The sequence below is a fragment of the Amycolatopsis halotolerans genome (genome assembly GCF_042647905.1).
Classification (GTDB): Bacteria; Actinomycetota; Actinomycetes; order Mycobacteriales; family Pseudonocardiaceae; genus Amycolatopsis; species Amycolatopsis halotolerans.
On the sequence record NZ_JBHRWI010000061.1, the window covers coordinates 107509 to 119041 of the forward strand.

Here is an 11533-nt window from a genome sequence, read left to right on the forward strand (position 1 = left end):
TCGCGCCGCGGGGAGACCGGCGGCTAAGCGCAGGCGCGGACGAAGGCGGCCACGGCCGGTGCGGTTTCGTCGCTGCGGTGCAGCAGATGGAAGTCGGTCTTCAGACCGGGTTCGGCCAGCGGCCGGTACACCACGTCCGGCACCGCGGCCCGGTCCACGCCCGCCGGGGCCACCGCCAGACCGGCCCCCGCGGCGACTAGCGCGAGAACGCTCAGCGTACTGTCGCCGCGAAACCGGGCCGGCGAGGACGGCGGGTCCGCCCCGTAGCGGCGCACTCCGTGCGGCACGAGATCGCCGTCGCCGGTGATGTATTCGATCAGCTCCTCGCCGTCGATCTGCTCGACGGTCAGCGTTTCGTGCTCGGCGAGGCGGTGTCCGGCGGGCAGCGCGACCAGGAACGACACGGAACTCGCCGGGATCGAGGCCAGCCGCGGTTCGTCGGCCGGCGCGGCGAGCGCGCTGAAGCCGACGTCCAGTTCGCCCGCGAGGATCGCGGTGCGCTGCGCCAGCGGCCCCGTTTCCCGCAATTCGATCCGGACGAGCGGCCTGGCCTGATGGAACTCGCCGATCAGGCCGGCCAGGAGGCCGCCGAACACGACCGCGCCCGCCACGCCGATCCGGACGCTTCCGGTTTCCCCGCGCAGCGCTGACCGTGCGGTGTCCCGCGCCCGTTCGGCCTGCGCGAGCACCTGCCGGGCTTCGACCAGGAACGCCTGGCCCGCGGGGGTGAGCCGGGGCCGTCGCCCGGCGCGGTCGAACAGCGGTCCGCCGAGTTCGTGTTCCAGGTCGCGGATCTGCATGCTCAACGTGGGCTGGACGACGTGCAGCCGCCGCGCGGCCGCGCTGAACCCGCCTTCCTCGGCCACCGCGACGAAATAGCGCAGGTGCCGCAGCTCCATCTCCAGCTCCTATCAGCGGTACTGATCGATGAATCAGAAACAAGTGTTTGAGCCTATCGCCGGCCAGGTCCATCGTGAAGGGACAGGCCGACGAAGAGGGGCAACGATGCGGATTGTCACGCTCGAAGAACACTGGACCGACCCGGCGGTGACCGCCGCCGGCATGCCGGCCATGCTCGACCACGTTCCCGGCTACGCGGCGGCGTTCGCCCCGGACACCGGGATGCCGTACCCGCGGCATCCCGATCTCCTGGCGGACCTCGGTTCCGCCCGGATCGCCGACATGGACCGCCACGGCATCACCACCCAGGTGCTGTCACTGGTGAACACCTTCCTGCCGGCGGACGTCGCACCGGAATTGACCGCGGCGGCGAACGACACCATGGCCAAGGCGGTCGAGGCGTTTCCGGGGCGGTTCGCCGCGTTCGCGGCCCTGCCGACAGCCGTGCCCGGCGCCGCGGCGGACGAGTTGCGCCGGTGCGTCGGCGAACTGGGCTTCGTCGGCACGATGATCATGGGGCGCACCGACGGCGAATTCCTCGACCAGCCGCGGTTCGATCCGATCCTGCGTGCCGCGAGCGAACTGTCGGTGCCGATCTACCTGCACCCGGCCCCGCCTCCGGCGCAGGTGAGCGAGGCCAACTATGCGGGCGGACTCTCGCCAGCGGTCTCCGGGGCTCTCCGGCTCGCCGCGTGGGGCTGGCATCAGGAGACGGCGGTGCACTTCCTGCACCTGGTGCTGACCGGAGTGCTCGACCGCCGTCCCGGCCTGCAGTTCGTGCTCGGCCATTGGGGCGAGTTCATCCCGTTCTACCTCGACCGGCTCGACGAGACCATGCCGAGGCGGATGACCGGGCTCGACCGGACCTTCCGCGAGTACTTCCGGGACAACGTGTTCATCACTCCCAGCGGCATGTTCAGCCAGGCCCAGCTGCGGTATTGCGCGGACACCGTCGGCGCGGACCGGATCATCCATTCCGTGGATTTCCCGATGCTCGGCAACGAGGGCGCCGTGTCGTTCCTGACCGAATCGCATCTTTCGGCCGAGGACCAGGAAAAGATCGCCCACCGCAATGCCGACGCACTGCTCGGCCTGGCCTGATCCAGCGGCGGCTCAGTGCGGCTGGGACAGGTCCCCGGGGCGGAAGGAGTCCACTGTGGTGCTTACCGGAGTGTCCATTTCGGACTTGTGGTCTCGCGGGTAGACCCAGCGCAGCGACGCCGTCGACCCCGCTCCGGAGAAACCTCGCTCGTAGAAGATCTTGCCGTCGCTTTGGTAGCCGGAAATCGAGTAATGGTCGCCTTCGTCCTTGCGATAGGTCACGCGGCCGCCATTTGCTTCGGCCGCGGCGGCTGCGTCGGCGAGTGCTGCCGCGGCGGTCTGGCCGCCGGAGTTGGAGCCCCATACGGTGAGGGTCGCGTCGAGGGCGGTGTTGGTGAACGTCATTCCGTCGCCGTTGTCCGGGCTGTAGGGCGCGGCGGTGTAGCCCTGCGGAACGCGTGTGGTGAAGCCGAATCGCGGGTTGGTGTAGGTGTTGCTGACCGCAGGGGAGGACGAGGCTGGTGATGCGGGTGACGGGGAAACCGTCGGGGTGCCGAGCATTGTCACGAACTTCGGCTGCAGCAGATCGGAGATTTCGGCGTACGGAACGGTCACGGTCTCTTTCCCCGCCGCCGTGACGCAGCCGAGGTCGTACCACAGGATTTCGAATTCGGCCCCGGCCTTGGTGAATCCGATCGAGGCTCCCGGAACGTGCCCGCGTGCCGGGACCCGGTCGGAGGCGTCGATGGTGGTTTTCCGGCCTTGTTCGTCGACGGACGCCAGCTCGCAGAAACCGTTCCTGGTGTGCGGTTCGATGCGGTCGGTCAGCGTTTTCATTCCGGCCGCGGTCAGCACTTCGGGCCGGAACATGTCCTGGGGGCCGACCGGGTTCCCGGTGCCGAGGTCGACGGTGACGGTTTCCGGGAACCGCCACGTCGTGTGCCACAGCACTTTCGAGTCGAGGTCGTGGTCGTAGCGGACGGAAAGCAGGCTCGGGGTCTGCAGGAGGATGTGTGCGGTCGATCGCGCGACGGGCGTTTCCCCGGCTTCGGTGAACTGCTGCTGCCAGTCCGGATTGGACCGTGCGTCGCGGATGGCCTTCAGCCGCTTGTCGATCGGGGCGCGCAGGGCGTCGTTGATGCGTTTCCGCACGGCGGCGTCCGGTCCGCCGGACACTTGCGGATACTGGAGGTTGTAGGTGATCGGGAGGGCCTGGTCGCGTCCGGAATCGGTCTGGATCGCCACCGTGAGCGCCGCGGGAGCCGGTGGATCGTCCTGGCGGTTGAAGACCAGGATTCCGCCGGTGACGAGCGCGCCGACGACCACCAGCACGGCGATGACCTTGCCGACGATCACCGCGGTCGCGCCCGCTCCGGTTCCCGTGGCAGGCACTCCCGCCGCCACCGCACCGGCACCTGCTCCGATCGGCGCGGCGGCCGTGCCAGCGGTGGTCAGGAGGGCCAGCGGCGTGAGCGCGGTCAGGGCGGCGGCCGAGGCGGCGAGACGCTTCCAACCGCGTTTCTCCCAGTCCTTTCCGTAAGCCTTGCGCGCGACGGTCTCCAATTCGGCCACGAAAGCGTCCGCTGTGGACGGTCGCCACGCCGGATCCTTCGCCATGCCGCGCGCGATCAGCGGACGCAACTCCTCGGGCACCGCGTCGAGCGGTACGGGGGCCATCTGGTGCAGCGAGCGCAATTCGTCGGTGGTGGTCGCCTCGAACGGCTGGTGTCCGGTGACGCATTGGTAGAACACGCAGGTCGCGGCATACACATCGGTGGCTGGCATGCCTGGTTGACCGGCCCACTGCTCAGGTGCCATGTACGACGGGGAACCGGCGGTCAGTCCGTTGTGTCCGTCCAAAGTGGCCAGTCCGAAGTCGACCAGTTTCGATTGGCCTTCCCGCGACACCAGGACGTTTCCCGGTTTGTAATCGCGATGGACGACTCCGGCGGCGTGCGCGTCGGCGAGACCGAGCAGCGAACCTTTGAGAATGGCCAGCGCGGATTCGGGGGCGAGAACGTTTTCCGTCGCCAGGAGCGCGCGCAAAGACACGCCGGGCACGGCCTCCATCACCAGTGCCGCGCCCTGCGGCGTCTCGACGAAGTCGAACAGCCGCACGACATGCGGGCTTCGGACGCCGGACAACAGCCACGCCTCGCGCCGGAACCCGGCCGCGATGTCCGGGTCGGCGAGGTACTCCGCGAGAAGGTATTTGATCGCCACCATGCGGCCGGATTGCTGATGCTTGGCCAGCACGACGCGCCCGAAGCCGCCGACGCCGAGCACATCGACCTCGGTGAACCCGGGCACCTGCCAGATGTCGCTCATCCCCGCCGCTTCCCCTCTCCCGCGAGGCCCGCCCGCGGTTCGGCGAGATCGTACTCCGGAAATGTGGCATCAGGTGTGGAGTTGTCACATTTGTGCCTCGGTCGTGGGAAGCGCGGGGATCGGGCCGTCTTGGTTCGGTTTTGGCGGATCGGGGCTTGCGTTCGTCAGTTTTGTGCTTCGGCGGGCGGGCGCATTCGGTGCTCGGTAACCGGCTGATAGTCGGTGTGGAGGGGTCACATTTGTGGTTCGGTTCGGCGGAGGGGCCAGCAGGCGGATTCCTTGCTCGGTGGTGCGGTACAGGACTTCGCGACCGGACCGTCGCCCGGTGACCAGGCCGCTGTCGCGCAAGACTCGGAGGTGTTGCGAAACCGCGCTCGGCGAGACGTGCAGGGCTTCGGCGAGGTCGGTGGTCGTGGCGGGGGAGCGCAGTGTCTCCAGGAGTTCGGCGCGGCGTCGGCCCAGGAGGCGGACCGCGGGTTCGGCCGGGCGGCGTTCGGCGGCTGTCCACAATGCACCGCTGCCACGGGCCGGGTAGCGGATGGTGGTCTGCGTGGTGGTGTGCAGTTTGATCATCACCCACGGCGGACCGAGCACGACCGGCGAGAGCACCAGCCCGCCGGAAGGACGGCCGGGCGAGGGGCGGTGGTCGCCGTGGAGGGCGAGCTGGCTGGTGGACCAGGTGAGCTCGGTGTGCAGGTCGGCGAAGAGACGGCCCGCGCCGCCGTCGGCCCATTGTCTGGCGCGGTAGGCGATGTCGGCGTCGAGGACGGCGCGCAGCCGGGCCCAGTGCGGTGCGATCAGGCGGTCGTGCGCCTGGCGGAGTTCTTCGGCGATCGCGCGGAGCCCGGCCGCGGGATCGTCGGCGAGCGCCCGGGCTGGGGCGGGCAGGCGGTCGCCGAACACGCCGTGCAGGCTGCGCCGGACCTCGCTCGCGGTGGTCCGGCACATCGCGGCCAGCGCCTCGTCGATCGTGCTCGCCGCGCGCGCCGGTGCGGGCAGCAGGAACTGCGGCCAGCTGGTCCGGCCGGTGACGAGCAACGGCCACGTCCAGGACAGATCCAGCGGACGGCCGGCGAGTTCGCCCGCGGCCCAGCGGGTCCATCGCCCGTGGCGCGCCCGGCCCCAGCAACCGGCCAGGGTCTGCAGGCCGGAGACCGTCTCGGACAACGGCGAGACGGCGAGCCTGGTGGCGGCCAGGTCGTCGGTGCTCAAGTCGAGGGTCAACGGCACGTCGCGATTATGCGTCACTTGGCGGCTGGCGAGGCGGGATCGGCGGGTTGTCGACTCGGTGGGCGGGTTGTGCGGGGATGGCTGGCGAGGCGGGATCGGCGGGTTTGCCGACTCGGCGGGTGGGTTGTGCGGGGACGGCTGCGGCTCGATCGGTGCCCGGACGGAAGCAGCGGGGTTGGCCAAGCTCGGTGGTGGTCTGGGGGTTGTCGCCTGTCCGCCGGTTGCGGTGCTCGGTGGTGGTCTTGGTGGTTGTCGTCTGCCCGCGCGGTGGCGGTGCCCGGTGGTTGTCCGGCGGGATGCGGTGGGTTGGTTGAGTTCGGTGGTGGTCTTGCTGTGCGACAGGCACCCGGTGCTCAGGCACCAGCGGCGGGCTGGCCGAACCATCGGGCGAGGTGGTCGTTCAGGTCCTGCTGGTCGTCGCCGATCCACGCGACATATCCGTCCGGGCGGAGCAGAAGGGCCGGAGCGTCCAGGGCCGCGGCGGGGTCTGCGACGAGGTCGATGCGGTCGGCCCAGCCCTCGACGGTCAGTCGTTCCGTGCGGTCGAGCAGCAGGCCTCGGCCCTGATGGAGGCGGTCGTAGAGGCGGCCTTGTTTCAGGTCGAGGTCGGGGAGGCGGCGGCCTAGCAGGTCGGGGCCGTCGCCGAAGTCGTAGCGGATGTCGATCGCGGTGATTTTCCCGATCAGGCGGCGGTTGACGTCGTCGAAGTCCATCAGTTCGGTGAGCAGCTTCCGCACGGCCCGCGGCCCGGCGTCGGCGGAGGACAGTTCCATCTGGGCGCGGGTGTTGTCCAGGACGTCCGCGGCGACCGGATGGCGTTCGGTCTGGTAGGTGTCCAGCAGCGGTGCCGGGGCCCAGCCGCGGATCTGTGCGGCCAGTTTCCAGCCGAGGTTGAACGCGTCTTGGACGCCCAGGTTGAGGCCCTGCCCGCCGGTGGGCGGGTGGATGTGCGCGGCGTCGCCGGCCAGCAGGACCCGGTCGACGCGGTAGCGCTCGGCCAGGCGGGTGGCATCGCCGAAGCGGGACAGCCAGCGTGGGGAGTGGATGCCGAAATCGGTTCCGGCGATGGCGTGCAGTTGCTGCTTGAAGTCCTCGAGAACGGGCGGTTCAGCGCTGATTCCCGCAGCCGGGATCACCACGCGGTAGACGCCCTCGCCTAGCGGGCTCAGCATGAAGCGCTTGTCGGTCTCGCGGATCTCGGCGACCTTGGCGGTGATCTCCTCCTGGGCCGCGGTCGCGGGCATCTCGCCCATCAGGGTCTCGGTCCGCGAGGGTTCGCCGGGGAAGCCGACGCCGAGCAGCTTGCGCACGGTGCTGCGCGCACCGTCGCAGCCGACGAGGTAGCGCGACCGCAGACGTTCGCCGTCGGTCAGTTCGACGGTCACTCCGTCCTCGTCCTGCTCGAAACTGGCGACTGCGCGGCCGTGCCGGACTTCCGCGCCTAGGTCGACCGCGTGGTCTTCGAGCAGGCGGACGACGACTGGCTGTGGGACGCCCAGCAGGTACGCGGAATCGAGGCCCTCGGGGGCGGGTTTGGGGATGCCGGCGAAGATGCCGCCGACGGGACGTTGTCGTCCGCGTTCGAGGACGCGCTCCAGCAGTCCGCGCATCGCGAGTTGTTCGAGGCTGCGGATGTGCAGGCTGACGATGCGGGCGAGCGGGAGCGGCTCGGTTTCCTTCTCCACGACGAGGACCCGCACGCCGTGCAGCCGAAGCTCGGCGGCGAGCGTCGCGCCGGTCGGGCCGCAGCCGGAGATGATGACGTCGATCATGAACCACCTGTTCGTTCGGTTCTTTTAGTGGCAGCACGGCTGATTGCCGGGTATCCGGACGCGGAGCGGAGATGCGCGGCTGGTGTGCGTTCAGCCGCGGAGCGGGGGTGCGCAGCAGGCGTGCGTCCAGCCGTGGAGCGGAGACGCATGACTGGCGTGCGTCCAGCTGCGGAGCGGGGGTGCGTGGCTGGCGTGCGTCCAGCCGTGGAGCGGAGACGCGCGGCTGGTGTGCGTCCAGCTGCGGAGCGGGGGTGCGTGGCTGGCGTGCGTCCAGCCGTGGAGCGGAGACGCGCGGCTGGTGTGCGTCCAGCTGCGGAGCGGGGGTGCGTGGCTGGTGTGCGTTCAGCTGCGGAGCGGAGACGCACGACTGGCGTGCGTCCGGATGTGGAGCGGAGACGCACGGCCGGTGTGCGTCCAGCCGCGGTGTGCCTGGCCGTTGCCGGACCAGCCGCCGTCCGCTCAGCTGCGTGGTGCTCGGCTGCGGTGCGCTCGACCGCCCGTCCAGCCGCGGTGCGTCCAGCCGTCGTGCGGGCACGTCGGCAGGTGCGGACGCGGGCGGGCACGTCGGGCTGGTTCCGGATTCGCGCAGGACTTGGCATCGGCGGGTCAGTCTGCGGCACGGGGGAACCCACGGCAAGCGAAATACAACGACGGCACACCACGAAACTCTCGATGTAGCTCCAGCCTACAAGATGGCGAACACATGTTCGAGTCGGGAACCATCGCCCACATGAAGGAATCCGGCTCCCGCACCAAGCTCCCCGCCGCGTACTGGCGGTTGTGGTGGGCCTCAGCGGTGGACAACGTCGGCGACGGGATCTTCGCGGCCGCCGTTCCGCTGTTGACGGTCACGATCACGCGCGATCCGGTGCTGGTTTCGGTCGTCTCGGCGACGACGTACCTGCCCTGGCTCCTGCTCTCCCTGCCCGCGGGCGCGCTCGTGGACCGGCGTGATCGGGTCGGCTTGTTGTGGCGGTCGCAAGCGATGCAGGCGGCGATCGTCGCGGTGGCCGCCGCGATGATTTGGCTGGGGCGGATCGACATCGCGGGTCTCGCGGTCATGGGGTTCGCGCTCAGTGCGTGCGAGGTCGTGTTCGCCAACGCGTCGCTCGCGGTGGTGCCCGACCTTGTCTCCGAGGCGCAGCTGCATCGGGCGAACGGGAGTCAGTACGCGGTCGCCAACGCCGGACAGCTGTTCGTCGGGCCGCCGATCGGCAGTCTGCTGTTCGCGGTCGCGGCGGCATTGCCGTTCGGAGTGGACGCGGTGTCGTTCGTGGTGTCTGCGGTGTTGCTGGCGACCCTCCCGAGGCGTCCGTTGCCGCAGGTTGAGCAGCCGCCGATGCGGGTCGCGGTGGCGGAGGGGGTGCGCTGGCTCGGGCGGCATCGGTTGTTGCGCGCGTTGGCGGGGCTGCTGGCGGTGAACACGTTCTGCTATCAGCTCGGCAATGTGACGGTCGTGCTGCTCGCGACGCAGATCCTGCACGTCGGCGAGCGCGGCTACGGCGTGCTGCTCGCGGGGGCCGCGGTCGGGAGTGTGCTCGGCGGGATGGTCAACGCGCGGGTCGTGGCGAGAATCGGGGCGCTGCAAGCGTTGCTGACCGCCTTGGTCGCCAATGCGGTGATCTTCGTGTTGATCGGTACCAGTCCGAACGCGGTCATTCTTGGGATACTGCTGGGGATTAACGGATTCGCCACGACGCTCTGGAGTGTGGTCACGGTCAGCCTGCGCCAGCAGGCGGTGCCGACGGAACTGCGCGGGCGCGTGCACAGTGTCTACCGGATGCTGGGCTGGGGACTGATGCCGCTGGGATCGCTGGCGGGCGGGCTGGTCGCGGACGTGCTCGGCATCCGGGCGGCGTATCCGGTGGCGGGGGCGGTGCGGGGAGTCGCGCTGGTTGTCGTGTTGCCGGTGCTTCTTTCGGCGATGCGGAGCGGGCGGTCGTCCGAGTGACGGGGACCTGGGAAAAGCGACGGAAATGTCCTCAGTGGACATTCTGCGGCGTCACACGGGCTGATCGTCAATGGGCGGGCAACCGGCCGTATGGCTTTCTTTACTGTCCTTCTTGGAATAGTCCGCTTATTGGCAGTCTGCCGACAACGGGTATTTCCTCCGCGCCCTCAAGAAGGCGGTTCCGCTGTTCGGCTATTGGTCGCGTAGAAGCTGCAACGTTTCGCTCGGCGGCGGCGACTGTGCGGGCGGAGGTGCTTGTGGCGGAATCGGCGGAGGCAGTGCGCACTCGAGCGGGACCGAAACACTGTGGGCGCGGGTTACCTGGCGGTAAGTGCTACTGCCGTCGCGCGCCATTCGTGTGGTGGTTCGTCGGGAAGGAATTCCGCGAGGCGGGGAGCTGCCGGAATCTTCCGGTGATCGGGTGAGGTTTAGCGGGCGGATTCCCCGATTCCCTGAGATCGACTTGTCGCGCTACCTGTCCGGGGACGTTATCGGCGACGGCGGGAGGTGATCTTTTCCCGTGATGACACCGGAGGCGGGCGCGCGGCGGCGATGTTGCTGCGGTCGGGGTAACGGCGACGGCTGTTGGCACCAGTTCTTTGGTGGTGATCGCCGTTCCGGCGGCGTCGGGAAAGGCGGGTTTACGCTGGTCGGCGCAACGGGAATCGGTGCCGTGCGCGGGAGGAAGATCCGCCGAATGCGAAGGCTGATCTTCCGGTTATCTGTCTTCGCCCCGAGGTGTGAGTCCGTTGTTCATATTTTAGAATGGTCTCGGCAATGTGTGACGCTGGGTGCGAAGCGGCGTATGCGGGAGTCCTTCGTTTGGCGGTTGCTGGAGTGCAACCGAGCTAGGCAGGGTATGGATTCCAGCGCGGGTTTGGGCTCGATGGCGTCCGCGTTGTGCTGGGGCTAGTGCCGCGCGAGCAGGGGGCAATTCCTCGTGCGGCTCCTACGAGTATTCGAAAGGTCTGGTCATGCACTCCCGGAAAGAAAGATTCGAAGTCCCGAGACCGCGCCCGGTGCCCGGCGTCGGCTGTGCGGACCGGCTGGCGGCCGTGCTCCCTCGGCTGGCCGTCCGGCATCGGGTGCCGGGAGCGCAGGTCGCGGTCTGGGCCGGCGGCGAGACCGCAGTGGTCCAGACCGGTGTCGCGAGCCGCGGCAGGCCGATGCGGGAGAGCTCGCGCGTGCCGATCGGCTCGATCACCAAGGTGGCGACCGCGACGCTGGCGATGGTGCTCGTCTCGGACGGCGATCTCGAGCTGGACCAGCCGGTCGGCGAGATCCTCGGCGACCCGGGGCTTCCCGGTTCGCTGACCCTGCGCGGGCTGCTGAGCCACACCACCGGGCTGCCCTCGGACCCGGCCGACGCCGCCGGGTCGTGCCGGAAGGAAGTGCGGGCCGCGGAGTTCGTCTGCGAGCCGGGGACCGCGTTCTCCTATTCCAACCTCGGCTACGCGCTGGTCGGCGAGCTGATCGAAGACGTCACCGGGATGGGCTGGCGCCAGGCGGTCGAGTCGATCCTGTTGCGGCCCTTGGAGATCGCGCCCGTCTACGTCGACAGCCCGGGTATCGCGACCGGGCACGCGCGCGACGGCGAGCGGCCGCTCGCGCAGGTGCTGCCGCCGATGCTGGACCCGGCGGGCGCGCTCGCGCTCAGCGCCCGCGACCTCGTCGCGCTCGGACGGGTCCACCTCGGCAAACCGGGGTTGCTCGACGTCGTGACGGCGAGTGACCTGCATCGGCCGGTGCCGGGCGCGGAACCGTTCGGCCTCGCGGACGGCTGGGGGCTCGGGCTGGCCTGCTTCGGGGACGAGGAATCCCGCTGGCTCGGACACGACGGGACGGCCGACGGCACCTCGTGCCACCTGCGGATCGACCAGGCCGGCGCCTGCGTGCTCGCGCTGACCGCCAACGGCGCCGGGGGCACCGACCTCTGGCACGACCTGGTAGCCGAGCTGCCGGAATTCGGCCTCCCGCCCCAGCGCGTCCAGGTCGCGGAATCCTGCCCGGTTCCCCTGCCGGACGGCGATTACGGAAGTTTCCGCAACGGCGCCATCGGGTACACGATCCGTCCGGACGCCCTCGGCGGCGCGTGTCTCGACGTGGACGGCGACGTCTTCCCCGAACTGACCCGGTACGCCGACGGCACGTTCACCGTCCGCGATCCGGCGACCGGCCGCGCCACCCCTTGCGGCCGGTTCCGCGGCGAACCCGGCGCGGCGACCGCCGTCGAAATCGGCGGCCGGCTCGCGCGGCGGTGCTGAGCAGCCCGTAGCACTCTTCGTCCCCACCCGCGCCAGGCGGGATCCCT

General features: G+C 69.7%; 7 protein-coding genes. 3 read left to right on the forward strand and 4 right to left on the reverse strand.

The window, feature by feature from the left end; translation table 11 throughout:
* Positions 1-23: 23 nt before the first annotated feature.
* Positions 24-899, reverse strand: a complete 876-nt coding sequence (locus ACFORO_RS39360) for a LysR family transcriptional regulator (protein WP_377871488.1) — start codon at positions 897-899, stop codon at positions 24-26.
* Positions 900-1005: 106 nt separating this feature from the next.
* Between ACFORO_RS39360 and ACFORO_RS39365 the strand changes: the two genes are divergently transcribed.
* Complete coding sequence (locus tag ACFORO_RS39365) at positions 1006-2001, forward strand: amidohydrolase family protein (RefSeq protein WP_377871487.1); 996 nt, start codon at positions 1006-1008, stop codon at positions 1999-2001.
* A 12-nt stretch (positions 2002-2013) separates the two neighbouring features.
* On the opposite strand, the gene ACFORO_RS39370 is transcribed toward ACFORO_RS39365, so the two are convergent.
* The 3 genes from ACFORO_RS39370 to ACFORO_RS39380 all read right to left on the reverse strand — a co-directional run bounded on the left by ACFORO_RS39370 (position 2014) and on the right by ACFORO_RS39380 (position 7271).
* Positions 2014-4269 carry a serine/threonine-protein kinase gene (locus ACFORO_RS39370; RefSeq protein WP_377871486.1) on the reverse strand — a complete coding sequence of 752 codons (2256 nt, stop codon included), beginning with the start codon at positions 4267-4269 and terminating at the stop codon, positions 2014-2016.
* Between the two features lie 84 nt (positions 4270-4353).
* Complete coding sequence (locus ACFORO_RS39375) at positions 4354-5499, reverse strand: ArsR/SmtB family transcription factor (RefSeq protein ID WP_377871484.1); 1146 nt, start codon at positions 5497-5499, stop codon at positions 4354-4356.
* Between the two features lie 353 nt (positions 5500-5852).
* The gene (locus ACFORO_RS39380; RefSeq protein WP_377871483.1) at positions 5853-7271 is read right to left on the reverse strand and encodes an FAD-dependent monooxygenase; all 1419 of its coding nucleotides are present in this window, start codon (positions 7269-7271) and stop codon (positions 5853-5855) included.
* 703 nt (positions 7272-7974) lie between these two features.
* Here ACFORO_RS39380 and ACFORO_RS39385 point away from each other — a divergent pair.
* Together ACFORO_RS39385 and ACFORO_RS39390 are read left to right on the forward strand one after the other, a co-directional pair.
* Positions 7975-9222, forward strand: coding sequence for an MFS transporter (locus tag ACFORO_RS39385; RefSeq protein WP_377871482.1), 1248 nt, complete (start codon positions 7975-7977; stop codon positions 9220-9222).
* Between the two features lie 1019 nt (positions 9223-10241).
* Complete coding sequence (locus ACFORO_RS39390) at positions 10242-11486, forward strand: serine hydrolase domain-containing protein (protein ID WP_377871481.1); 1245 nt, start codon at positions 10242-10244, stop codon at positions 11484-11486.
* Positions 11487-11533: the final 47 nt, after the last annotated feature.

Coding starts and splice junctions, on each gene's coding strand:
- ACFORO_RS39360 (WP_377871488.1), bottom strand. CDS start 899: ATGGAGCTGCGGCACCTGCGCTATTTCGTCGCGGTGGCCGAGGAAGGC.
- ACFORO_RS39365 (WP_377871487.1), top strand. CDS start 1,006: ATGCGGATTGTCACGCTCGAAGAACACTGGACCGACCCGGCGGTGACC.
- ACFORO_RS39370 (WP_377871486.1), bottom strand. CDS start 4,269: ATGAGCGACATCTGGCAGGTGCCCGGGTTCACCGAGGTCGATGTGCTC.
- ACFORO_RS39380 (WP_377871483.1), bottom strand. CDS start 7,271: ATGATCGACGTCATCATCTCCGGCTGCGGCCCGACCGGCGCGACGCTC.
- ACFORO_RS39385 (WP_377871482.1), top strand. CDS start 7,975: ATGTTCGAGTCGGGAACCATCGCCCACATGAAGGAATCCGGCTCCCGC.